The sequence below is a fragment of the Cerasicoccus sp. TK19100 genome, assembly GCF_027257155.1.
GTDB lineage: Bacteria > Verrucomicrobiota > Verrucomicrobiia > Opitutales > Cerasicoccaceae > Cerasicoccus > Cerasicoccus fimbriatus.
Genome location: NZ_JAPWDU010000002.1, coordinates 273,993 through 295,950, shown reverse-complemented (window position 1 = coordinate 295,950; position 21,958 = coordinate 273,993). Strand labels below are relative to the sequence as shown.

Genomic DNA, 21,958 nt, shown 5'->3' with positions numbered 1-21,958 from the left:
ATTTTACATGAGTTCCCAACACATCCTTCTGGGCGTCAATATCGACCACAGCGCCACGGTGCGCCAAGCCCGCTACCGCGAGAATCCACTCGACCGCGGCCGCATGGTCGAGCCCGATCCCGTCGACTACGCCCTGGCTGCACAACGCGCTGGCGCGGACGCCATTACCCTGCATTTGCGCGAAGACCGCCGCCACATTCAAGACAGCGATGTTTACCGCATGATCGAGATGATTCAGGTTCCGATGAACCTGGAAATGGCCGCCACGGATGAGATGGTGAAAGTCGCTCTGGAGGTCAAGCCGGCCACGGTTTTGCTCGTGCCGGAGAGCCGCGAAGAAGTCACCACCGAAGGCGGGCTGGACATCGTTACCCATCGTAGCCGAGTGGCATCCGTAATCTCCGCGATGAAGGAAAACGGCATTGCGACCAGTCTTTTCATTGACCCGGATTTTGCCCAGATCGACGCCTCCGCCGAGCTCGGTGCGGAATACGTGGAGCTGCACACCGGTGCATTCGCGAACGCCTATTATGGCCCGGACATGGAGCAAGAGCTGGACAAGCTCAAGCATGGTGCTGTCCGCGCTCATGAGGCAGGTTTAAAGGTCAACGCCGGCCACGGCATTAACTACGCCAACATCAAGCACGCGCGCGAAATTCCGTGGGTGCACGAGATGAACATCGGCCATAGCATCGTCAGCCGTTCGCTGTTTGTGGGCGTCGATGAAGCCGTGCGCGAGATGAAGGCGCTGATGAACGGGGTCTATCGCTAATGGTTGACCCCTCGCGCATACGTGGCCCCGTGATCGGCATCGGCTGTGATTTAGTCGATATCGAGCGCATGCGCGACATGCATGAGCGCCACGGTGAGCGTTGCCTGGAGAAAATCTTCAGCGCGGCCGAGCAGGAATACTGCATGGCCATGCGCAATCCATATCCCTCGCTCTCAGCGCGCTTTGCCGCAAAGGAGGCGGTATCGAAAGCCTTCGGCTGCGGCATAGGCAAAGACTTTGGCCTGCTGTCCCTGAGCGTCGAGAAAGGCCCGCAAGGGCAGCCGATCGCCGTGCTTGATGAACTAGGTCTTACTTTGCTTCGCAAAGTTGGCGGGGCCGAGGTCTTACTCTCGTTGACGCATACCAGCACGCAGGCCATGGCCTTCGCCGTGATCGTTGGCGGCACCAAGCATTTATGATTTACGCCCATCCCATTTTAACCTGCCAGGAATCGGTGGACTTCGAGAAGCGCCTACTGACTGGTCGCGAGGCGGAGTGGACCGCGATGAACAAAGCCGGCCGTTCGCTGGGGCGCGCCGCGTTGGACGATTTTTGCGAAGTCGCGCACATGCATTCGCGGGCGCACCGCAAGCCGCGCATTCTCGTGTTGGTCGGCAAGGGGCACAACGGGGGCGACGCACTCCTGGCGGCAGATGAAATTAAGCACCTCCGGCCCGAAGCGGAAATTCACATTTTACCGCTGGTGGAAAAGAAGGACTGTCGCACGCTGACGCGCCGCGCCTGGGATGCGCTGGAGTCTGGCGGTAAGGCGCAAGTCGTCACCCAGCTCAAAATTGCCAATCTGGATTTCGAAATCTGCATCGATGGACTGCTCGGCATGCAGTTCAAACCGCCACTGCGAGACAGCGCCAAGCAACTGCTTTCGGCGGTCAATGCGCACCCGACGATTCGGTTTCGTGTGGCGGTCGATCTGCCCAGTGGCCTCGGCGACCCCGATGCGTTTCAGGCTGACTTCACCTACGCAACCGGCATTTTGAAAACACCGGCCATCGAGCCACAGCACGCGAACAAAGTCGGCCGCTTGCGCTATCTCGATATTGGCTTTTTTGACGAACTCTACGCTGGCCCGCAGCAAAGCGGCGAAGAGGTACTGACCCCGGACGTGCTGGCGAGGCTTCGCAACTGGCGGCCCGCGGTTTCCGACAAGCGCAGCTACGGGCATTTGTTTATCGTGGCCGGTTCGCGTTCGATGCCCGGGGCCTTGCTGATGAACGCCATGGCGGCGCTGCGTAGTGGAGCAGGGTTGGTTACAGCATTTGCTCCGGAAAGCGTGGCGGCGCAATTGGCCGCGCAACTGCCAGAGGTCATGTGGGTGCCGTGGCCGGAAACGCCGGACGGCGGACTCGCGCTGGAGGGCTGGCATTTGCTACGGGAAAAGTTGCCCCGCGCCAACGCCTTGCTCATTGGCTCCGGCCTGGGGCACGAGCTGGAAACCCGCAAACTTATCGAGGAAATTGTCGCGGAGGCACAAACGCCGATCGTGCTGGATGCCGATGCGCTGTTTCCCTCGGTGCTCGATATTGTCGCCGAACGTGGGCCTAATAAAGGTGCCTCGATCATCACGCCGCACGCAGGCGAGTTCAAGCGTCTCAGCGAAAGCGACAGTGCGAATTACGATCGCGAGGCGCTCACCTGGTATGCACACAAGCACGACTTGATTGCGGTTTACAAGGGGCCCATGACACGGGTCACCGACGGTCGTTTCGTCCACGCCTCGCCATTTGGTGGACCGGTGTTGGCGCGTGGGGGTAGTGGCGATATTTTAAGCGGCCTCATTGGCGGCCTGCTCGCGCAAATGCCCAAAGAGGCGTTTCATGCGGCGAGCGCAGGCGTCGTTTGGCACGGTATGGCGGCGGATTTGTTGGCCCGCGAGCGTGGTGCCGTTTCGGTGGCGACCACGGATTTGCTGCCGTATTTATCCACGGTTTTACGTTTGGCATAGACGGCAAATCTCGAAATGATACACAGTCATGATGCGCAACAACCTTCAATGCCTTGCTTTTCTCCTCAGCGCCGTCTTCGCGCTGTTTACCTGTGGCTGTAGTTCGATGAATCAACCGGACCCCAGCGGCAACTACGTGCTGACCTCGATCAACGGCGAAAAGCCCACCGTGGACGGCGTTTCGATGACCGTTAAGGGCAACGAGATTAGCGGCGATGGCCCCGTCAATCTTTGGCGCGGCACCGTGACCGATGGCAAGCTGGGGCCGATGATCAGCACTCGCCGCGCCGGCCCGCCGGAGGCCATGCAAATGGAGCACGAGCTCAACTCCGCGATGGACGGCGCGACCATGACGCTGGATGGCGCGCAGTTAATTTTCGCCAAGGATGACACCCGCGTGGTGTTCACTGAGCTCGACTAGATTTGCCACCGATGAGCCTGTCCGCCTCGTTAACGAAAACCCAGGCCATGCTGGCGCTCAACGGGCTGCCACGCCTGGGCCCGGTGACGCTGCGCCGCCTGCTCAACGAGTTTCGCGACGACCCGATTGCCATCCTGTCCGCGAGTAAATCCGCGCTGCTTCGGGTGGAGCGTATTGGCGACGAGACGGCGGAGATCATCCGCAATTGGGAGAAACATTTCGACCTCGCCCGTGAGGAAAAACGGTTGGCGCGCGCGGGCGCGGCCTTCGTGGCGATCACGGACCCGGACTACCCGAAGCCGCTCAAGAAAATCTACGATCCGCCGCTAGGCCTTTACATGATCGGGCCGCTGCGCCCGTCAGTAAAATCGGTGGCTATCGTTGGCAGCCGCCGCACTACGCTCTACGGGCGCGGCGTTGCCAAACGCCTGGCGGAAGACTTGAACAAGCTCGGCTTTTGCGTGGTCAGTGGGCTCGCGCGCGGCATCGACACCGAGGCACACCAGGCCTCAGTGGATGTCAAGGGCGACACCGCGGCCGTTCTTGGCTGCGGGGTGGACATCGTTTACCCGCCGGAAAACATCGAGCTCTACAAAAGCATTGGCGAGCGTGGTGTCTTGATCAGCGAACTGCCGTTTGGCACGCGGGCGAGCAAGACAACGTTCCCCATGCGGAACCGGCTAATCGCAGGCATGTCCGCCGCGACCATCGTGGTTGAGTCAGATAAAAGCGGCGGCAGCATGATCACCGCGCGCTTCGCCATGGAGCAGAACCGGCCGGTCTTTGCCGTGCCCGGGCGCATCGACCAGCCCAGCAGCGCGGGCTGCCATCAATTGATACGCGACGGGGCTGTTTTGCTGACCTCGGTCGATGATTTGATCGATGAGCTCGCCTACGGCGGTGCCCGCCAAACGGAACTGGAGCTGCCCGATGCGGCTAAGCCCAGCGCCTCGGCCACGGCGGAAAAACGTGCTGATGCATTGAAAGATTTAAACAACGACGAGCGCTCGATTTTGGAGCAGCTACTCGACGGCGATGCGTTGACCCGTGATGCGCTAGCCGGGAAAACCGGGCTGCCGGTGGCGTCAGTTTCCGCGACACTGCTTATGCTGGAGTTGAAACGCAAGGTGGGTAAGCGCGCCGATGGTGCCTACGAATGGCGGAGCTAAACGGATGAGGATACTGGTGCTGAAACCGTCCTCACTGGGCGACATCATTCACGGCTTGCTGGTCGCCGAGTCGATCCGCCTGCAACTGCCCGGCGCACGAATCGACTGGGTCGCGCGCGACATTTTCGCGCCGATGGTCCGCGCCTGCAAAACGGTGGATACCGTGCTGCCGTTTCACCGAGGGGCTGGTTTGGGCGCGTTTGGGCAACTGGTGGCGGATATCCGCGACGAACCTTACGACTGGGTGCTCGACATGCAGGGGCTGGCGCGCAGCGGCATCATGGCGCTGTTCTCCAAGACGCCCCGCAATCGCCGGGTGGGGCGTGCTGACGCCCGTGAAGGCAGCCGCTGGGCCTGTGGTAAATGGGCGAAAACGCCAGCCGGTGCGGAACCGCATGCGGTCGATATTTTGCGCGAATTCATGCCCGCCATGGGCCTGAAAAATGAGCTACTTGGCCAGTTGGAATTCGCGGAGCCGGAGAAGCCGTTGCCGAGCTTGCCCGAGCGCTACTACTTGCTATTTCCCGGCAGTCGCCGTGCAGAAAAGGAGTGGCCGGGCTTTGCCGATTTGACGGAGCAGATACTTGAGCACACCGATGCCGCCGTCGTCTGGGCTGGCGATGTTGAGACGGTGGGCCGCGAACAATGGCCGCAGCAGCGTTTCCTCAACCTGACCGCCAAGACTGCGTTGGACGCCCTGCCGCAGCTCATTGCGGGTGCCAAGGTGAGCGTTTGCAACGACAGCGGACCGATGCACCTGGCCGCCGCGATGGGCAAGCCCGTGCTTGGGCTTTTTGGGCCAACCTCGCCGCGCCGCTACGGGCCGTATCCGCTGGAGGCAACGACGAATCAAGTCATCGAGGCCCCGGGTGGCGAACTGGCGAAGCTGGACGCGGCAGCCGTTTTTGCGCAATTGGCCCGCTGAGCCGGTGAGAGTAATTTCACCTCCTCGCTTGAACTTTCGGCGCGGGGGACTCAAGTTGTGCGGAATGAATGTTATTTGGCGCGTTTCCCAATACCTGTTCCGCTACCCGGTGCTCTTCGCCGTGACCCTCGGGCTCGCGGTGGCCATGACCGGGCTGCAAATCTGGATTCCCAAGCAAATCCAGAACATTTTGCAGGATGTGGAGTCCGAAGGCACCCTGAACCAACTCTGGGTTGGGGTGGGGATCATTGCGCTGCTTTACTTTGGCAGTGAGCTCGCCAACGGCCTGCGCATCACCGTAAACAACATCCTTGAGCAACGCGTGCTGAAGGACATGCGCATGGAAATCCACCGCAAGCTGCTGAGCCTGCCGGTTTCCTTCTACGACCAGCGCAAGAGCGGCGAAATTTCCTCACGCGTGATTGAAGACGTTAACAACGTCGAACGCGCGCTGCTCGACGGCACGGAAATCGGCACCCGCGCGCTGGTGATGCTCGTCGGCGTGACGATTTTTCTGTTCATGGAGAACTCCTTTTTGGCGTGGTTTGTATTCTTGCCGGTGCCGACGTTGCTGATCCTTGGCTACTTCTACGCCAAGCAAGGGCGCAAATTCTGGAAACCAGTCCGCGAGGCCTCGGGTGATCTGAATTCGCTGCTGGTGGAAGACATTCAGGGCAACCGCCTGATCCAGACTTTCGGCCTCCAAGAGCGCGAGGGCAAACGCTTTGACCAACGCGCCGAAACGCTGCGCACCCGTCTGCTGGCGGCAATGTTCCGCTGGGCCGCCTACAATCCTGGCACGAATTTCATTACCAACTTGGGCTCCGTGAGCGTCATCGGGGTAGGGGGCTATTTAATCCTCTCAGGCAACAGCGAGTTCGGCTTTCCGACGATGGTGGCCTTCCTCATGTGGGCGAATATGATCTACATGCCCATCGGCCAGCTGCACCAGCTCAACCACCTGATGGTCGCGGGTAAGGCCAGCGGCGAGCGCGTGTTCGAGATACTCGATGCGCCGATCGATGTCGAAGACCCCGAGCAGCCCAAGCCATTCCCCGGCGGTCTGCTGGAGATCGATTTCCGCAACGTGACCTTCCAATACCCGGAGCGTCCGCCGGTGCTCAAGGACTTCCAGCTGACCATCGAGCCGGGCAAAGTCACCGCGCTCGTGGGCCACACCGGCGCGGGCAAGAGCACGATTGCCAACCTGGCCATGCGCGCCTACGACGCCACCGAAGGCGTCGTGACGATCAACGGCACGGACATTCGGGAGTTTTCACTGAACGACCTGCACCAGCAAATCGGACACGTCGCGCAGGATCCGTTTTTGTTCGAGGGCACGGTTCGCGAGAACCTGCTGCTCGCCAAGGAGAACGCCACCGATGAGGAAATCGAGCACGCGCTGCGGGGCTCGTCGGCATGGGAATTCGTCCAAAAAATGCCGGACAAGATCGACACCAACATCGGCGAAAAAGGCATCCGCCTGTCCCAGGGCGAAAAGCAACGCCTGACCATTGCGCGCGTGCTGCTCAAGAACCCGCCGCTGGTGATTCTCGATGAGGCGACGGCCAGCGTGGACACCATTACAGAGCGCCAAATCCAGCAGGCGCTGGAGAACTTGATGAGCGAGCGCACGGTGCTCGTGATCGCGCACCGCCTGTCGACCATTCGCAAGGCCGACCAGATCGTCGTCCTCGAAAACGGCGGCATCCTGGAAAAGGGCACGCACGACGAACTGTTACTCAACGACGGCCGCTACGCGAATCTCTGGCTACACCAGGTCGACGTCATTCAGGAATATGAGGACGAGGAATTCGCGCGTAGCCGCCCATAGCAGCAGGCCAATTCGGGCCGGGGATGGTATTGCCAAAGCTGATTTCAGGTAATACAAATTCTGCAGTTTCTTTATGAAAGACTTTTTCAAGATCCTTCTCGGCAACCTCGCGGCGCAGGCAATCGTCGTTGCCATGATGCTTTTCGGCTCGGTGGCGTTTTTGTTCCTCATTTTGATGAGCGGCTCCACCAAGCCGGTCGAAATCAGCAACGAATCCGTCCTGGTCATCGATTTGTGGGCCAATATCAGTGACGCCCCGCAAACGGAAACGCTCAACGAGGCCATTAGCCAGGCCATCGACGGCAGCTACATTCCGAACTACTATTTGCTGGAGCTGATCGACGCCATCGAGGCCGCTGCGGACGACAACAAGATCGACGCCATCTTCCTACATGGCAGCTTGTTGCCGGTGGGATACGGCTCGGGCCTCGGCGTGCTTTCCGAAGTGCGTGAGGCGCTGGAGGCCTTTAAGGCAACGGGGAAGCCGGTCTATGCCTATGTGGTCGACCCGACGATGAAGGATTTTTACCTGATGTCGGTCGCCAATGAGATTTACATGAACCCCTTTGGGTTGATCAGCCTGAACGGTCTGGCGGCGGAAGGCGTGTATCTGGGAGACGCATTTAAAAAATACGGCATCGGCGTGCAGGCGACCAAGGTGGGCAAGTACAAATCGGCCGTGGAGCCCTTTACCGGCAACAAAATGAGCGCTGCCGACCGCGAGCAGCTAACGGTGCTGATCGATGACCTCTGGGACGTCATCTTGTCGGATATTTCGGAAACGCGAGGCGTCGATGCAGCAAATATTGCCGCAAAAACAGACTCACAAGGATTTTTCATTGCGGAGCAGGCCAAGGAAATCGGCCTGATTGACCGTGTCGCTTATTTCGATGAAGTCATCACCGCGTTGGCCGAAAAACACGCCAAGGATCGCGAAAATGATACCTTCCGCCAGATTGCAATGAGCGACTACATCCTGCGCCACGGATTCCGCGCCGAGGGCGCTCCCATGTGGACCAGCAGTCCGCAGATTGCCGTGGTGTATGCCGAGGGCGAGATCGTCGATGGCGAGGGGTATCCGGACCAAGTTGGCGGCGACAGCCTGTCGCGCTGGATTCGCCAGTTGCGCAACGACGACGAAGTCGCCGCAATCGTGTTGCGCGTCAACAGCCCGGGCGGCAGTGCGGTGGCCTCAGAGCTGATCCAGCGAGAGGTCCGCGAGGCGCGTAAGGTGAAGCCAGTGGTCATTTCCATGGGCTCAATGGCGGCCAGTGGCGGCTACTGGATATCAGCCTATGCCGACCAGATTTTTGCCGATTCCTCGACGATCACCGGGTCCATTGGCGTTTTTGGCCTCGTGCCCAATTTCAAGGAGCTGGCCAACGATCACGGCATCACTTTCGACGGCGTTAAGACTAGCACTTACGCGGATCTATTTACCGTTTCCCGCCCCAAAACACCGGAGGAAATGGCGCTCATCCAGCAGTTCACCGATCACCTTTACGACGAGTTCATTTCCAAAGTATCTGAGGGCCGCGACCTGCCCATCGAGAATGTGCGCGAGATCGCCCAAGGCCGTGTTTGGAGCGGCGAAGATGCGCTGGAGATCGGGCTGGTGGACCAGATTGGCGGACTAACGGATGCGATTCACTTTGCAGTTGAAGCCGCCGACGTTGGCGATGATTGGGTGGTGACTCAAGTCCCCGAGCCTCACACGCTAGCGCAGACCATCAGCGAACTGCTTAGCCAAGCCCCCGGCGCGCCGCCAGTGGTTAAAGCGCCTAAGCAGGACTTGATTACCGCAACGCTGCGCCGTTTGCACGAAGAAATGGCAACCCTGCGCTCGTTCAACGACCCACGCAATGTCTACGCCCGCCTACCGTTCTCACTCGAGATTCAGTAGGCGGCGAGAGTGATTCGTTCACGACTATCGCGAGAAGCGGGTAGTTTTAGTTCTTCGCCGCTTGCGGCGGAATCTTGCCCGAGGTGCCGGGTTCGATCGTCAGCGAACCGATTTCCACAGCGACCTCCTGGCCATTGTTGTTCGCAATGGCTTGCACGCCATAATCGCCGATGGCGAAATCTACCGGGGAAGTCGGTGACACTTTCCAAGTCGCGTTGGCGCTGCTCTCCAGTGTGACGGCTTCGTCGGTCGGTGCCAGGGCCAGCGTGAGGAATTCGAAGTCATCGATTTTCAGGTCTTGCGCGCGCATCAAGGCGTTGTTGAGCACGATTGCAGCGCGCTCGTCATAGCCGTCGATTTGCCCGACATACATGACGTCAAATACGTAGCTCGCCTTGGCGTTACCCAGTCGGCCAAGGACGTTGGTGTTGTCAACGAGCGTTAGCGTCAGGCCGGTCGGCTCGACGTCGCTTTGCTTGGCCACCGCTGGCTTTTCAGTGGCTTCAGCGGCTTCGGCAGCAGGCGCTTCGGTTTGCGCCTCTGCGGTAGGAGCGGATTCGACGGGGGTCAGAATCTCTTCCATTTTATAGCCCAGCTGTTCCGCAGTGTTCGGACCCACGGGGAAACGGAGCAGGGTCTGGGATGCGGGCTTGCCGGTTTTCAGGTCGATGCCACGCAGCGCATAAATACCGTGCTCGGCCTCTGGGTCGAAGATAACCTCAATGATCACCATGGCCGGCTTGAAGCGCTTCACCGCATCTTCACGACCTTCAAAATTAATGACCGGCTTTCCGTTTTCGACGCCCAGTGTGAAATCGGAAACATCCTCGACGAAGGTGTATCGATTGCCGTCATAGCGTGCAATGGTACTCTTAACTTGATCGCTCAGATCGACGGCCTTGGCGTAGGCACCATTTTTGAGCACGTAAGCACCACCAAAGTAAATCTTGGTGTAGTTGTCGTTCCAAAGTTTGTAGAGCAGGGCCTCGGTGGGGTCCTCAATCGCCTTCATCAATGGCAGCGCCTTGACCTCCAGGCTGACGGACTGCGACTCAAACTGCGCCTGATATTTCTCGACGGATGCAGCGGCCGCGGCGCGCATTACGTTGAGCTGTTTTTCCAGCTCGGCAAGCCGTGCCTCGCCATCTTTTACCATGTCTTTACCCCGTTTGCGATCGGCTTCGGTGCGGGACTTTTCGACGAATGGGCTATCCTTTTTTTCAGCGAGCCAATTGCCAGTTTCGATGTCGGCTTTGGCCTGGGAAATCGCTCGTTCCAGCTCGCGCCATTGCCGGAGCTCTTCGGAGCTCAGGTAGCGAACCAGCGTTTCATCGGGAATATCCGTTACCGCGGCGGGTTCATCATTTTTTTTAGCGGCCTGCAGGGCAGGGGCCAGGCTCAAACTTAGGGTGGAAATCGCACAGATTGATAGGGTTGCCAAACTGCGCAACGGAGCGTTGGATATGGGCATAACGAGCGGTGTTACATTCAATACTAAAGCGTCCAATATATGCCAGAAGGCTATGGCGCCAAGACTTTTAGAACAGTATCACCTTTTGTCTCAGAAATAAACCCGGGCAATGGCCCTAGTTGCAAATCTGACTCGTCGGAGGTTTGACATTTGCCCCGTGTGGCGAGAATCTGGCGGCATGGTTAACGAAACTCTTTATCTGGTCCGCGATTGCCCCGCCACGCTCATTCCTGCGGGTGATGCCGTTACGCTGGCCAAGGGCAGCCCCGTAAACGTCAACCAGGCCCTCGGCGGCTCGGTGACCGTCTCCGCGCCTAACGGCATGTTCCGAATCGCCCGGGAAAACTTCTCGGCACTCGGCGAAGAAGCGCAAGAGTGGCTGGCGAAAGAGTTGACCGGTGAGTCGGCCAACGAAGAGCTCGACGGCCCCTTTAGCGAGGACCACGTCTGGGCCGTTTTGCGCAACTGTTTCGACCCGGAAATCCCAGTCAATATCGTGGATCTGGGCCTCATTTACGACCTCAAGATTGAAGAGGGCGATGCCGGCAAATACCAGGTATCCGCGCAAATGACCCTTACGGCGCAAGGCTGCGGCATGGGCCCGGTTATTGCCGCCGATGCAAAGGAGAAAATCGAGAGCCTGCCCGACGTCGAATTTGCCGAAGTGAACATTGTCTGGGATCCGCCCTGGAACCCCAAGATGATCTCCGAAGCCGGCAAAATGAAACTCGGCTTGAAGTAGTATGTTTCGGCTGACGCTGCTGGTGGTGGGGAAAATGAAAAACCGCCACCTGAAGGCATTGTGCGACGACTTTTCCGGCCGTTTACAGCGTCAGGCCAAGCTGGAAATCATCGAACTGAAGGACGCCGGTATCGACGCCGAGAGCGAGCGTATCCTGGCGACGATTCAGGCGCGTCCCGAGGCCTTGGTTTGGGCCATGGCGGAGGAGGGGCGGACGATGAGCTCGGTCTCTTTGGCCAAAGAAATAAGCCAGCTCCAGGGGCGCGAGCTGCTTATGGTGATCGGTGGCCCCTATGGGCTTTCTGATGCGGTTAAGCACCAGGCCAGTCGCCTGATCGCGCTTTCACCCATGACCTTCACGCACGAGATGGCGCGCTATCTGTTGCTGGAGCAGCTGTATCGTGGCGTGTCGATCATTGCCGGCTCGAAGTACCACCACGAGTGAAAGTGCTCTAAAAACCAAAGCCCATCTGCGCTGGCGGCTCGGGTGGCTCCACGGTCGGCATGATGCACTCGGGGACTTCGTTTCTTACGTTGTTGACCAGCGGCGTAACCGGTTCGCGGATAAAGAAGTCTTCCGGCGGCGCATGCAGCAAGTCCGCTACGGCGTCGGAGCGCTGGATTTTGGGGTCCATCCAGCGATCATAGTCCTTCGGCTGGATGATGACCGGCATTCGGTGATGCACCGGCTTCATGAAGTCGTTAGCGGAAGTTGTCAGAATCGTGGCCGACTCGATTTCCGAGCCATCCGGCGAGCCCCAGTGGTCAAATAGGCCCGCAAAGCAAAACGGCTCGTGATCACGTCGACGGAAATAAAACGGCTGCTTCTGTCCGGCGCGGCCCTTCCACTCGTAAAAGCCATCGGCGGGGATCAGACAGCGATGGTGGCGCATAGGCCCGCGAAAGGCTGGTTTGCCAGCGGCGGTTTCCGCGCGGGCGTTGAGCATCTTGTGCGCGATGGACGGCTCTTTGGCCCAAAACGGAACCAGGCCCCAACTGAAAATCGCCCACTCGCGTTCGCCGGATTGTTCATTGGCGCGGACGGCGGCAATCGGCTGCGTGGGCGCGATGTTATAGCGCGCTTTCAGCCCCGCAAGCTGTTGCAGCCTGAGCATCTTGGTTAGCTTGGCCTCGACATTGGTGAGCGTGTAGCGTCCGCACATAAGTTTTTTAAAGCATTGTTACTTCGGGCAGAATGTTAAAGAATTATCGAACGCGTTGGCTACTTGCAATTTCTTCCAGAATGCTACTAGTTAACGTTACTCGCTGGTTACTCATTGCTCATGGAACTCACTGCATTCACCGATTATTCGTTGCGCGTGCTCATGTATTTAGCGCGAGAGGAGGGTATTCAGTCATCCATCGATGAGCTGGCGAACTACTATGGCGTCTCGCGGCACCACATTGCCAAGATCACCGGCCACCTGGCTAAGGCGGGCTATTTAAAGAATTCGCGGGGTAAAAATGGCGGCGTTTCGTTGGCCAAGCGCCCAGAAGAGATCAACCTGGCCGAAGTCATTCGGTGCACCGAACCGCATTTTAATCTCGTGGAGTGCTTTAGCGGGGAGCCCAACGGTTGTTTACTCAATAATTGCTGCCGTCTGAAGGGCATTCTTTTTGGTGCCCGGGCGCAGTTTTTCCAGCATTTGGAGCAATATACTATTGCCGATGCGGTTGTTGGTAACTGGCCCGACAAGCAGTTGCAAGGCCAGCCCGCTTAGACGCAATTAAACGTAACGCTTGAGTGCGAGGGTGACGTTGGCACCGCCGAAGCCGCTGCTGTTCTTCAGGGCGATATTCGGTGCTTTGTCCCGATTCTCCGTAATGATTTCCACGCCTTCGATTTTTGGGTCAACGGTGGTAATGTTGGCCGAGCCGATGGTGAAGTCTTCCGCGAGCGATATGGCCGTAAAGCCGGCCTCCATCACGCTGGCCAGAGACAGGCCGTGCCCGGTCAGGGCTTTGGTGCTACTGACCATCGGGGTGTGGTTCGGAAATGCTTTTTGGAGCGCCTTTACCTCGGACAAATCGCCGATGCTGGTCGAGGTCGCATGCGCGTTGACGTAGTCCACATCAGATTCGTTGATCTGCGCGCACGCCATCGCGCGGCGCATGGACTCGGCCAAACCGTAGCCTTCCGGGTGGGAAATCGCGACATTGTAGCCATCGGAAGACTGTCCCCAGCCAATCATCTCGGCGTAAATTTTAGCGCCGCGCGCCTTGGCGGTTTCGAGCTCTTCCAGGACCATGACTACGCCGCCGCCGGTGCCGACAAAGCCGTTGCGCTCGGCGTCAAAAGGGCGGGAGGCCATATCGGGATCCTTGGTGAGCGACAGCGCACGCATACCCGCGAAGGGCAGAATGGTCTCGCGGTTACCATCTTCCGCGCCGACGACAAACATCCGCTTCTGGCGGCCGAGCATAATCTCATCGTAAGCAAAGCCGGCTCCGTGGCCCGAGGAGGCACAGGCGGACGCAAAGCCGCAGGACGAGCCTTGAATCTTGAAGCTCGCGACCAGGTTGAACGACAGCGCGCCCACCACCGACGAAACCACCGCCATTGGCGAAACGCGGTTTACGCCGACTTCATTCATGCGCTGAATGTTATTGTGCATGCCGCGGGCGGACCCGGCGGAGGCCGTGAACATGCCCGTGTCGCGGTTGGAAACTTCCTCTTCGGTCAGGCCGGCATCGGCGATCGCTTGCTCCAAGGCACAATGCGCGTAGATCACGTGCGGCGACATGCTGCGCAGGTGTTCGCGGCGGATTTTGTATTCCGAAGGATACGTCCAGTCCTCGACGTCCATGGAGCGGGTGTCGAACCCCTTGATCGTGCCAAGCACATGAACCGGGTCCTTTTCGAGAAACTCATCGGTTAGCTCGATGCCGTGCTTCAGGCCCTTGAGATTCTCCGTGACCGTGGCGCGGTCGTTTCCAATGCTGGTGACAAATCCTAGTCCGGTAATGGCTACTCTTGGCATGATTTTGAAATATGGACAGTGAATTACGCCCTGACAAGGGGTGTTTTAAACAAGAGGCCCCGTCTCACGCTTTATTCCAGCTAGGCCACTCGCGGATCAGCTCGCGTAATCAAACTTCAGCGAAATTTCTTCGGCAAAGACGGCTTTCTCGCCATTGACGGTGATTTTCCCCTCAAAAGTGGCCCCAGGGTGACGAATCCGGCGGGGCTTCACGACCATTTCCAGCTTGTCGCCAGGCTGGCAGATGCGCGAACAGCGCACACCATCGCAGGCAGTGAAGAGAATTTTGCCGGGGTCTACTTTTTGCGTCAGGGACTCGTCATCGGCGGCCAGCAGGTAGAATACCGCCAGCTGGCCCAATGCTTCGAGCATGATGGACGCCGGGAACACCGGATTACCCTTGAAATGCCCGCGCAGGAAGTCCTCCTCGCCAGTTATCTGATAGACGCCCGTGATGGTTTTACCATCCAGCTCGGCGGAATTGAGAAACAGGAAGGGATCAGCGTGGGGCAGGGCTGCCGCAATCACGCTCGCGTCAAAACTTGTCGCCATGGTTCCGGATTAGGCGGAGAGCTTCTTCTTCACGAAGCCTTTGACGTCACCAATGGTGACCAGGTCACCAAGCTCGGAATTATCGATGGTGATATCGAGCGATTCCTCTACGAGCATGACCACATCGACCATCGTAAGTGAGTCCAAGCCAAGGTCATCCATGATTTTCAGGTTGTCAGCATCGGCCTCCTTCAGCTTCGGGCGAACGTCCGGTTCACAAAAACGCTGAATAATCCCAATGATGACTACCGGTGCCTGGCTGTGATCACCCTCGTTGCGGAACGCAATAGCCGCCTCGATCGTCTCGGGCGTGCAGCGCTTGAGGGAGTCGCGTAAGTTTTCTTCTTGTTCGGGTGTAAGTGGATTGTTCGATGCGGAACTCATAAGCCAGCTTGATAAAGCGGGCAGGCTGGCGTTTTGTAAATCCTTATTTTTAAAACGACTTGTTGAGAACCAAATTAGCAACTTCGGGTCAAAACGATCTCCATTTGCTATTGCCCTCACCTTGGGGGAGTCTTTTCCTCAGGCACTTCATTTCCATGTCCGAACCCAAACCCAAGAGCCCCGAGAAACCCGCAGGATTAATGGCGGACCTCAATCGCTTTGATCCGATAACGCGCTACAGCTTCTTTCTGGTCATTGCGATGGCGGGCATGGTGATCTTCGACCAATACTTTTACTGGTCCACAATTCCGGACTATAGTTTTGGCTACCTGGTGCCGCTGTTTGCCGCCTACGTGGTCTATGACCGTTGGCCCAAGATCAGTGCCTATCTAAAGGGTGACGGCGATAAGCCCGAGGGCAAGTCCAGTGGTCTGTTGTCGATTTTCTTTAACATTTGCTTTGCCGTGGGGCTGATTGCCTCGCTGCTCGTTTTCTTCCTGGGCGCGCTGGTGCGTGCAGGGCAGGGGCCGTCCAACCAGGGGAGTCTGGCGCTCGCGATGGGCTTTGGCGGCATCGTCATGGGCTTTGCCTATCTGGCAGGTGAGCGCGATCCGGCCGGACGCTTTTATAATCTCAAGCAGCGTCTTACGTTTACCGTGCTGTTTCTGTTTCCGGCCTGGGTCTGGTTGATCTCGGCACCGATGGTCATGTATTTAGACTCCACGGTGAAGCTCTACCTGCTGGAATGGGTGACGATCATCGTTTACCACGTGTTCGACTTCCTGGGCTTCTCCCTGGTGCGCGAAGGCAACGTCCTGCTCATGCCCAAGGGTAAAGTCGGTGTAGCCGACGCCTGCTCGGGTATCCGCTCGCTGACGGGCTGCATTTTTGCCGGCACATTCCTGGCGGCGGTGTTCCTGGACCGGTTCTGGAAGAAGGTGCTGCTCTTTGTGGCCGCCTGCGTGCTGGCCTTCATCATGAATATTTTCCGCAGCCTGTTCCTCACGGGCTGGGCCTATCATTACGGTGCCGGCGCGATTGACGAAGAGGTGCCTGTGATCGGCATGTCGGTGCACGATATCGCTGGTTTTTCGGTTCTGGGGCTTACGGTAGTTTTCCTGCTCGCCCTGCTGCCGATCTTCACCATATCTTTCGAGGCTGACGATGAGGACTTCGACGACCACGAAGGCTCATTGCCCGATGCTAAAGCTGCGACACATTGATTTACTGATTCTGACTGCATGGAGAACCGCCGACTGAAGATACTGCAAGTCGCGCCGGAATTGGCGCCCTACGCGAAAGTGGGGGGGCTGGCTGATGTTGCCGGTGCCATTACCAAAGAAATGAGCCGCGCCGGGCACGAGGTAAAAACGCTCTGCCCCAAATACGGCATGCTCGATGCGGAAAAAGAAGGCTGGGAAAAGCTCCCGGTGGCCTTCGGAGTCCATCTTGGCTGGGGACGCAGTGAATATTCCCAGCTCTGGAAAACGATCTACCCGCAGTCCGATGCCGAGGTCTATTTTATCGAGTTTAACGAATATTTCGGCGGCGGTATCTACGACGGTGGTGCGAGCAACCCCGAACGCTTCACCTTCCTGTGTCGTGCGGCGATCGACTTTTGCCACGCTTTTCAGTGGTGGCCCGACGTCATTCACTGCCACGACTGGGGCGTCGGTCTGCTGCCGGTTTACCTGAACACCACCGAGGCCCAGACGCCGCTGCACCGCGCAGCCAGCGTGTTTACGATTCACAACCTGCAACATCAGGGGCGCGCCGGGCGCGAGCTGCTGGACTTCGCCGGGCTGCCGCAATCGCTCTTCACGCCGGACAATCTGGAGCACCAGGGCGCGGTCAACATGATGAAGGCGGCGCTGTTTCACTCGACGAAGCTCACGACCGTCAGCCCGCATTACTCGCGCGAGATCCAAGGCCCGGAATACGGCTGCGGCCTCGACAGTGTCCTGCGTTATCGCTCGGCGGACCTGATTGGCATCCTCAACGGCATCGACACCGACGCCTGGAACCCCGCCACCGATCCCTTTATCCCGGCCTGTTTCACCGCCAAGAAAATGGCGGGCAAAGACATTTGCAAAAAGGAGCTGCAGCTAGCTTTTGGCCTCGAACCAAAGCCCGAAGTGCCGATATTTTCCGCTATTGCGCGCCTCTATGACCAGAAGGGGCTCGATCTCTTTGCCGAGATCATTCCCGGCCTGATGAACGACATGAACCTGCAAATCGTCGTTCTCGGCTCCGGTGATCCGGGCCAGGAGAAGTGGTTCAATGAGCTCGCCGCGCGCTACCCAGGCCGCATGGGGGTCTACATCGGCTATAACAACCAGAAATCCCACCTGATTGAGGCGGGCAGCGACTTCTTTGTCATGCCGAGCCGCTTCGAGCCCTGCGGCCTGAACCAGATGTATTCCATGGCCTACGGCACGCTGCCCATCGTCCGCGAAACCGGCGGGCTCGTCGACAGCGTGCAGCAATACAACCCTGGCCGCGGCGAAGGCACGGGGTTCCGTTTCCATGAGTCCAGCGCCCACGCGCTTTACTACACCATCGGCTGGGCCAACGCCACCTGGTGGGACCACCCGGACGAGATCCGCAAAATGCGCCAAAACGCCATGACCCAAGACCTCGGCTGGGAGCAATCCGCAGCCAAATACGAAGAGGTCTTCCAATGGGCGGTGCAAACCCGTCTGCGCGGCCTCGGCCTCCAATCCGGTCTCACGCTTACGCCCTGGAAGAAGCCGGTCTAAGCGATCGCCCTCGGCGTAAAGCACATGCCAACGGCTCAGTTTTCGAGCGAGGCCAGGTGTTTTCCAAAAAGACTACTGGGGCTTTTCCAAAAAGCCCTATGCTGTGTTTCGAAAAAGCCACTACTGTTGTTTGGGCAACATAGGCACTGTTGTTTCCTCAACATAGCCTGCTGTGTTGGTGCAACAGCAGTGTTGTTGTTTTTGAAAAGCCTAATGGGGCTTTTCAATGCCGGGGCGTTATCCATCATGCAGAGTCGGATCACACCATCCGACGCCCGGCAGGTAATTGCTACGAAAGCGCGGCGCGGATCAGCTCTTCGGTGGAGGCGTCGTCGCCAAGTTTGCCTGCGGCCTTGCGGACGGATTTATCCGCCGCGTCAGCTTTGTAACCCAGAGCCATCAGCGCGGCGACGGCATCCATGATATTCGAGGACGCAACCGGTGCCTCATTGGAAGCGTTACCCGGAGCGCTGCTGCCGGCCGTGGCCGAGCCAATCATTCCGACCTTGTCCTTCAGTTCCACAATCAGCCGCTCGGCGGTCTTTTTGCCAATGCCCGGGCACTTCGAGAGCACGCCCACATCGCCATTGGCAATCGTCTGCCGCAGCATCGGCACGCTGAGCTTGCTGAGGATGCTGATCGCGGTCTTCGGGCCGATGCCGGACACTTTCTCCATCAACAGGCGGAAGAAATCGCGCTCATCCGTACTGGCAAAGCCATACAGCGCCGCCGAATCCTCCCGGTAAACCGCGACCGTCCAGACCTTCGTTTCCTGCCCGATGCCGGGCAGCTTCTCCGCCGTCGTCACCGGCACGGTCAAAAAATACCCGACGCCATTGACGTCAATAATGGCGCTAATCGGCGTCGCATCCGCGACTTTTCCCTGGAGGTAAGCGATCATGCACTGATTGCGTCAAAAAGGTGCGGGGGAGACAAAGCTAAAAACAAAAAGGTAGGGCGCAGTCTCCAGACAAGCCGTCAGCGTACTGTTGGTTTCGATGCCACTCTGATGCTGGCGGCTTGTCTGGAGACTGCGCCCTACCTTAAAGAGTTGGATAAGCCATTTGCGCACTGCACAAATCTAGCTGTCCAGCCGGAGGCTGGCTAGTCGCGGAGGCCGAGGACGTCTTCCATGTTGTAGACGCCGGGTGTCTGGCCCAACACCCAGTGGCCGGCGCGGATGGCACCGCGGGCGAAGATGCCGCGGTCTTCGGCGTGGTGGCTGAGGGAAATGCGCTCGAACGGGCCGGCAAAGAGCACCTCGTGGTCACCCACAATGCTGCCGCCGCGGACGGCATGTACGCCGACTTCGTTTTGCGGGCGTGCGCCGATGTTGCCCTCACGGCCGTGTTGGACGTTTTCACGGGTCAGGCCACGGTTTTCCAGGACTTGCTCGATGAGGCGCTCAGCGGTGCCGCTGGGGGCGTCGATCTTGCTGTGGTGGTGCATCTCGATGATCTCCGGCTCATATTCGGAAGAGAGCAGCTTCGCCGCCTTGCCGACCAGGTGGAACAGCACGTTCACGCCGATAGAGAAGTTGCCCGCCCAGACCATGGGGATTTTTTCTGCCGCAGCCAGCACGGTGGCGCGCTCCTCGGCAGTATGTCCGGTGGCACCAATGACCATCGGCTTGCCGTGCTTGGCGGCGAGTTCTGCGAGGACGGGAGTCACTTCATGAAAGGAGAAGTCGATAATCACATCGCACTCGGCAATGTGCTTTTCCGGGCTGTCGCCCTGATCGCAAGCCGCTAGGATGACTGCGTCGCAATCGACGGCTGCTTTGCTGATGGCCTGGCCCATGCGGCCACGGGCTCCGACGAGTAAAATGTTTAACGCCATGATGCTAATTAATTTTCAATGGTCAGTTGTCGGGTGTCGATTATCAGTGGATAGAAGCATCTTCTTAATTGATAACTGAAAAATGATAATCGACCTTTGATAATTTATAAGCCTGCTTGCTCCAAGGTTGCCAGCAGCTTTGCCTGGGTTTCGTCCGTCATTTCACAGAGCGGCAGGCGGACGGCGGCGGTGGAAATGATGCCCAGCTTTTGCATGGCCACCTTGCAGGGGACAGGGTTGGGCTGGATGAAGAGGTCGCCGAACAGCGGCTGGAAGCGGCGGTTAATTTGATCGGCGGCGATGAAGTCGTTCTTCAGGCAGAGCTGGACCATTTCCACGAGCTCCTTGACCACGAAGTTCGACGCGACGCTGATCACGCCCTTCGCGCCAAAGGACATGAAGGGCAGGGTGAGGCTGTCGTCGCCGGACAGGATCAGGTAGTCGCTGCCCAGCTTTTGCACGAGCTCGGCCACGCGGCTGGCCTGGCCGCCAGCTTCCTTGATGCCGCAAACGTGCGGGAACTTCTCGAACAGGCGGGCGCAGACGTCGACCGGGATGTCGATGCCGCAGCGGCCGGGAATTGAGTAAAGAATGATCGGCTTGTCCGTGGACTCAGCGATCTCGCTGAAGTGGCGGAACAGGCCCTCGGCGCTGGGCTTGTTGTAGTACGGGGCGACGACGAGCATGCCCGTCACGCCGTCATTGGCGGCGGCGCGCTTGGTCAGCGAGACGGCCTCGGTGGTCGAGTTGGAGCCCGTACCGGCGAGCACCGGGACTTTGCCAGCGGCGGCGGAGGCCACGGTTTGGATCACCTGGCTGTGCTCATCGTGGTCGAGGGTGGGGGACTCGCCCGTCGTGCCGACCGCGACGAGGCCGTTAATGCCTTCAGCGACTTGTCGTTCGACCAATGCCGCGAGCTCGTCGTAGGCGACGGCTCCATCTTCCTGCATTGGTGTAACCAGCGCTGTGTGAACGCCATAGAATTGGGTTGTGTTCATTCGAGGTTCCTGATTAAACTTTTTCCTGATTTTGCGGCTACTTATTGCCAAGGAGCCGCCTATGACAATGGTATTCTGCTAAACTCAACTTTACGCCATGTCCGAGTCCATCGAATTATTTAATAGCCTCCTGCAATTGGCCGTCGAAAACGGCGCCAGTGACATCCACATTAAGACGGAAAAACCGGCCTATCTGCGCCTTCACGGCCACCTGGAGCCCGTAGACATGGACCCGCTGAGCCACGACCAGATTCTCGAATTTATCGAGCAAAGTGTGCCGGAGCAATTTTACGAAAGCTGGAAGAACGACAACCAGGTCGACTATTGTTACGACCTCGAAGAGCTCGGCCTGGGCCGGTTTCGTGTCAACGGCTTTTACCAGCGCGGTGTGCCGAGCGTGGTCTTCCGTCACGTTAAGGACACTCCGCCGACCTTCGAGGATCTCAACCATGATCCCGACCAGTTTAAGAAATTCTGCCTCCACCGCGACGGCATTGTGCTGGTCTGCGGTGCGACCGGCTCCGGTAAGAGCTCCACGCTCGCGGCGATGCTGGACTACATCAACGAGAATTACGACAAGCACATTGTCACCCTGGAAGACCCGATCGAATTCAACTACACGGATAAAAAATCGGTCTTTAACCAGCGCGAAATCGGTATCGACGCGCCGACCTTCCACCACGGCCTCAAGGCGGTGCTTCGCCAGGACCCGGACGTGATCCTCATTGGTGAAATGCGTGACAAGAGCACCTTCGAAACGGCGCTCCACGCGGCGGAAACGGGTCACCTTGTATTTGGCACCCTGCACGCCGGTAGCGCGCAACAGGCCGTCCAGCGTTTGTTTGAATTCTTCCCGGTTGAGCAGCAGCATTCCATGCGTCGCCAGATCGCCAGCACGCTCCGCGGCACGATCACGCAAAAGCTGATCCCCGGCATCGAGGGCGGTCGCGTCCCGTGTGTGGAGCTGTTCGTGATCGACAGCCTGGGCCGAACCGTCATCGAGGACGGCGAATTCCAGAAGATCAACGGCGTCATCGACGGCAACGACGAATCCGGCTCCAAGTCCTTCAACCGCGACCTTTACCGCCTCATTAAAGCGGGTCTCGTCTCCAAGGCCGACGGCCTCCAAGCCTCGCCAAACCCGAAGGCCCTCGAAATGAACCTGAAGGGCATCTTCCTGAGCACCGGCGGTTTGGTCGGGTAGGGGTTGGCTACTAGGTAGGTCTGCGCCAATATTGCCGATCA

Annotated in this window: 22 protein-coding genes; 14 read left to right on the top strand and 8 right to left on the bottom strand. The window is 58.5% G+C overall.

Going from position 1 to position 21,958, the window contains the following annotated elements:
• The first annotated feature begins 7 nt into the window (after positions 1–7).
• The 8 genes from O3S85_RS04720 to sppA all read left to right on the top strand — a co-directional run bounded on the left by O3S85_RS04720 (position 8) and on the right by sppA (position 8,987).
• The gene (locus O3S85_RS04720) at positions 8–772 is read left to right on the top strand and encodes a pyridoxine 5'-phosphate synthase (protein WP_269538205.1); all 765 of its coding nucleotides are present in this window, start codon (positions 8–10) and stop codon (positions 770–772) included.
• A complete protein-coding gene (gene acpS / locus O3S85_RS04715; protein WP_269538203.1) occupies positions 772–1,191 on the top strand; it encodes a holo-ACP synthase in 420 nt (139 codons plus the stop codon). Before O3S85_RS04720 ends, acpS begins: the two co-directional genes overlap by 1 nt.
• Complete coding sequence (locus O3S85_RS04710; RefSeq protein WP_269538201.1) at positions 1,188–2,735, top strand: NAD(P)H-hydrate dehydratase; 1,548 nt, start codon at positions 1,188–1,190, stop codon at positions 2,733–2,735. The genes acpS and O3S85_RS04710 overlap by 4 nt, the downstream gene beginning before the upstream one ends.
• A gap of 28 nt (positions 2,736–2,763) precedes the next feature.
• Positions 2,764–3,156: an META domain-containing protein gene (locus O3S85_RS04705; RefSeq protein WP_269538200.1), complete on the top strand. Its 393-nt coding sequence runs from the start codon at positions 2,764–2,766 to the stop codon at positions 3,154–3,156.
• Positions 3,157–3,167: 11 nt separating this feature from the next.
• Positions 3,168–4,325, top strand: coding sequence for a DNA-processing protein DprA (gene dprA, locus O3S85_RS04700; protein WP_269538198.1), 1,158 nt, complete (start codon positions 3,168–3,170; stop codon positions 4,323–4,325).
• A gap of 16 nt (positions 4,326–4,341) precedes the next feature.
• The gene (locus O3S85_RS04695; RefSeq protein WP_269538197.1) at positions 4,342–5,250 is read left to right on the top strand and encodes a glycosyltransferase family 9 protein; all 909 of its coding nucleotides are present in this window, start codon (positions 4,342–4,344) and stop codon (positions 5,248–5,250) included.
• A gap of 64 nt (positions 5,251–5,314) precedes the next feature.
• Positions 5,315–7,084, top strand: coding sequence for an ABC transporter ATP-binding protein (locus O3S85_RS04690; RefSeq protein ID WP_269538195.1), 1,770 nt, complete (start codon positions 5,315–5,317; stop codon positions 7,082–7,084).
• A gap of 73 nt (positions 7,085–7,157) precedes the next feature.
• Complete coding sequence (sppA, locus tag O3S85_RS04685) at positions 7,158–8,987, top strand: signal peptide peptidase SppA (RefSeq protein WP_269538194.1); 1,830 nt, start codon at positions 7,158–7,160, stop codon at positions 8,985–8,987.
• Positions 8,988–9,033: 46 nt separating this feature from the next.
• Here sppA and O3S85_RS04680 read toward each other — a convergent pair whose 3' ends face one another.
• A complete protein-coding gene (locus O3S85_RS04680) occupies positions 9,034–10,389 on the bottom strand; it encodes a hypothetical protein (RefSeq protein WP_269538192.1) in 1,356 nt (451 codons plus the stop codon).
• Between the two features lie 247 nt (positions 10,390–10,636).
• Here O3S85_RS04680 and O3S85_RS04675 point away from each other — a divergent pair, with 247 nt between their 5' ends.
• Positions 10,637–11,200: an iron-sulfur cluster assembly protein gene (locus O3S85_RS04675; protein WP_269538190.1), complete on the top strand. Its 564-nt coding sequence runs from the start codon at positions 10,637–10,639 to the stop codon at positions 11,198–11,200.
• 1 nt (position 11,201) lies between these two features.
• Entirely contained in the window at positions 11,202–11,645 is a 444-nt protein-coding gene (locus O3S85_RS04670) for a 23S rRNA (pseudouridine(1915)-N(3))-methyltransferase RlmH (RefSeq protein WP_269538188.1), read from the top strand.
• Between the two features lie 7 nt (positions 11,646–11,652).
• Here O3S85_RS04670 and O3S85_RS04665 read toward each other — a convergent pair whose 3' ends face one another.
• On the bottom strand, positions 11,653–12,363 hold the full coding sequence (locus tag O3S85_RS04665; RefSeq protein ID WP_269538187.1) for an SOS response-associated peptidase: 711 nt from the start codon (positions 12,361–12,363) through the stop codon (positions 11,653–11,655).
• A 120-nt stretch (positions 12,364–12,483) separates the two neighbouring features.
• On the opposite strand from O3S85_RS04665, the gene O3S85_RS04660 reads away from it, so the two are divergent.
• Positions 12,484–12,921, top strand: a complete 438-nt coding sequence (locus O3S85_RS04660) for an RrF2 family transcriptional regulator (RefSeq protein ID WP_269538185.1) — start codon at positions 12,484–12,486, stop codon at positions 12,919–12,921.
• A gap of 6 nt (positions 12,922–12,927) precedes the next feature.
• Here the strand turns inward: O3S85_RS04660 and O3S85_RS04655 are convergent, their stop codons facing one another.
• From O3S85_RS04655 to O3S85_RS04645, 3 genes are all read right to left on the bottom strand, one after another.
• Entirely contained in the window at positions 12,928–14,181 is a 1,254-nt protein-coding gene (locus tag O3S85_RS04655) for a beta-ketoacyl-[acyl-carrier-protein] synthase family protein (protein ID WP_269538183.1), read from the bottom strand.
• Positions 14,182–14,277: 96 nt separating this feature from the next.
• The gene (locus tag O3S85_RS04650; protein ID WP_269538181.1) at positions 14,278–14,733 is read right to left on the bottom strand and encodes a 3-hydroxyacyl-ACP dehydratase FabZ family protein; all 456 of its coding nucleotides are present in this window, start codon (positions 14,731–14,733) and stop codon (positions 14,278–14,280) included.
• 9 nt (positions 14,734–14,742) lie between these two features.
• Positions 14,743–15,117 carry an acyl carrier protein gene (locus O3S85_RS04645; protein WP_269538179.1) on the bottom strand — a complete coding sequence of 125 codons (375 nt, stop codon included), beginning with the start codon at positions 15,115–15,117 and terminating at the stop codon, positions 14,743–14,745.
• Between the two features lie 155 nt (positions 15,118–15,272).
• Between O3S85_RS04645 and O3S85_RS04640 the strand changes: the two genes are divergently transcribed.
• Positions 15,273–16,340 (top strand): exosortase/archaeosortase family protein, encoded by a 1,068-nt coding sequence (locus O3S85_RS04640; RefSeq protein WP_269538177.1) that lies wholly within the window; start codon positions 15,273–15,275, stop codon positions 16,338–16,340.
• 18 nt (positions 16,341–16,358) lie between these two features.
• Positions 16,359–17,876 (top strand): glycogen synthase, encoded by a 1,518-nt coding sequence (locus O3S85_RS04635; protein ID WP_269538175.1) that lies wholly within the window; start codon positions 16,359–16,361, stop codon positions 17,874–17,876.
• Between the two features lie 289 nt (positions 17,877–18,165).
• On the opposite strand, the gene ruvA is transcribed toward O3S85_RS04635, so the two are convergent.
• From ruvA to dapA, 3 genes are all read right to left on the bottom strand, one after another.
• Positions 18,166–18,777 carry a Holliday junction branch migration protein RuvA gene (ruvA, locus tag O3S85_RS04630; protein ID WP_269538173.1) on the bottom strand — a complete coding sequence of 204 codons (612 nt, stop codon included), beginning with the start codon at positions 18,775–18,777 and terminating at the stop codon, positions 18,166–18,168.
• A 203-nt stretch (positions 18,778–18,980) separates the two neighbouring features.
• Complete coding sequence (gene dapB, locus O3S85_RS04625; protein ID WP_269538171.1) at positions 18,981–19,715, bottom strand: 4-hydroxy-tetrahydrodipicolinate reductase; 735 nt, start codon at positions 19,713–19,715, stop codon at positions 18,981–18,983.
• 104 nt (positions 19,716–19,819) lie between these two features.
• Complete coding sequence (dapA, locus tag O3S85_RS04620; RefSeq protein WP_269538170.1) at positions 19,820–20,713, bottom strand: 4-hydroxy-tetrahydrodipicolinate synthase; 894 nt, start codon at positions 20,711–20,713, stop codon at positions 19,820–19,822.
• Between the two features lie 97 nt (positions 20,714–20,810).
• Between dapA and O3S85_RS04615 the strand changes: the two genes are divergently transcribed.
• Positions 20,811–21,917: a type IV pilus twitching motility protein PilT gene (locus O3S85_RS04615; protein WP_269538168.1), complete on the top strand. Its 1,107-nt coding sequence runs from the start codon at positions 20,811–20,813 to the stop codon at positions 21,915–21,917.
• The last annotated feature ends 41 nt before the right edge of the window (positions 21,918–21,958 follow it).

Excerpts from the sequence above, each read along its gene's own strand:
- O3S85_RS04670 (WP_269538188.1), top strand. The coding sequence starts at position 11,202 with ATGTTTCGGCTGACGCTGCTGGTGGTGGGGAAAATGAAAAACCGCCAC.
- O3S85_RS04635 (WP_269538175.1), top strand. The coding sequence starts at position 16,359 with ATGGAGAACCGCCGACTGAAGATACTGCAAGTCGCGCCGGAATTGGCG.
- dapB (WP_269538171.1), bottom strand. The coding sequence starts at position 19,715 with ATGGCGTTAAACATTTTACTCGTCGGAGCCCGTGGCCGCATGGGCCAG.
- O3S85_RS04705 (WP_269538200.1), top strand. The coding sequence starts at position 2,764 with ATGATGCGCAACAACCTTCAATGCCTTGCTTTTCTCCTCAGCGCCGTC.
- O3S85_RS04720 (WP_269538205.1), top strand. The coding sequence starts at position 8 with ATGAGTTCCCAACACATCCTTCTGGGCGTCAATATCGACCACAGCGCC.
- acpS (WP_269538203.1), top strand. The coding sequence starts at position 772 with ATGGTTGACCCCTCGCGCATACGTGGCCCCGTGATCGGCATCGGCTGT.
- O3S85_RS04660 (WP_269538185.1), top strand. The coding sequence starts at position 12,484 with ATGGAACTCACTGCATTCACCGATTATTCGTTGCGCGTGCTCATGTAT.
- O3S85_RS04710 (WP_269538201.1), top strand. The coding sequence starts at position 1,188 with ATGATTTACGCCCATCCCATTTTAACCTGCCAGGAATCGGTGGACTTC.
- O3S85_RS04655 (WP_269538183.1), bottom strand. The coding sequence starts at position 14,181 with ATGCCAAGAGTAGCCATTACCGGACTAGGATTTGTCACCAGCATTGGA.
- O3S85_RS04665 (WP_269538187.1), bottom strand. The coding sequence starts at position 12,363 with ATGTGCGGACGCTACACGCTCACCAATGTCGAGGCCAAGCTAACCAAG.
- ruvA (WP_269538173.1), bottom strand. The coding sequence starts at position 18,777 with ATGATCGCTTACCTCCAGGGAAAAGTCGCGGATGCGACGCCGATTAGC.
- O3S85_RS04675 (WP_269538190.1), top strand. The coding sequence starts at position 10,637 with ATGGTTAACGAAACTCTTTATCTGGTCCGCGATTGCCCCGCCACGCTC.
- O3S85_RS04615 (WP_269538168.1), top strand. The coding sequence starts at position 20,811 with ATGTCCGAGTCCATCGAATTATTTAATAGCCTCCTGCAATTGGCCGTC.
- O3S85_RS04690 (WP_269538195.1), top strand. The coding sequence starts at position 5,315 with ATGAATGTTATTTGGCGCGTTTCCCAATACCTGTTCCGCTACCCGGTG.
- O3S85_RS04650 (WP_269538181.1), bottom strand. The coding sequence starts at position 14,733 with ATGGCGACAAGTTTTGACGCGAGCGTGATTGCGGCAGCCCTGCCCCAC.
- dapA (WP_269538170.1), bottom strand. The coding sequence starts at position 20,713 with ATGAACACAACCCAATTCTATGGCGTTCACACAGCGCTGGTTACACCA.
- O3S85_RS04640 (WP_269538177.1), top strand. The coding sequence starts at position 15,273 with ATGTCCGAACCCAAACCCAAGAGCCCCGAGAAACCCGCAGGATTAATG.
- sppA (WP_269538194.1), top strand. The coding sequence starts at position 7,158 with ATGAAAGACTTTTTCAAGATCCTTCTCGGCAACCTCGCGGCGCAGGCA.
- dprA (WP_269538198.1), top strand. The coding sequence starts at position 3,168 with ATGAGCCTGTCCGCCTCGTTAACGAAAACCCAGGCCATGCTGGCGCTC.
- O3S85_RS04645 (WP_269538179.1), bottom strand. The coding sequence starts at position 15,117 with ATGAGTTCCGCATCGAACAATCCACTTACACCCGAACAAGAAGAAAAC.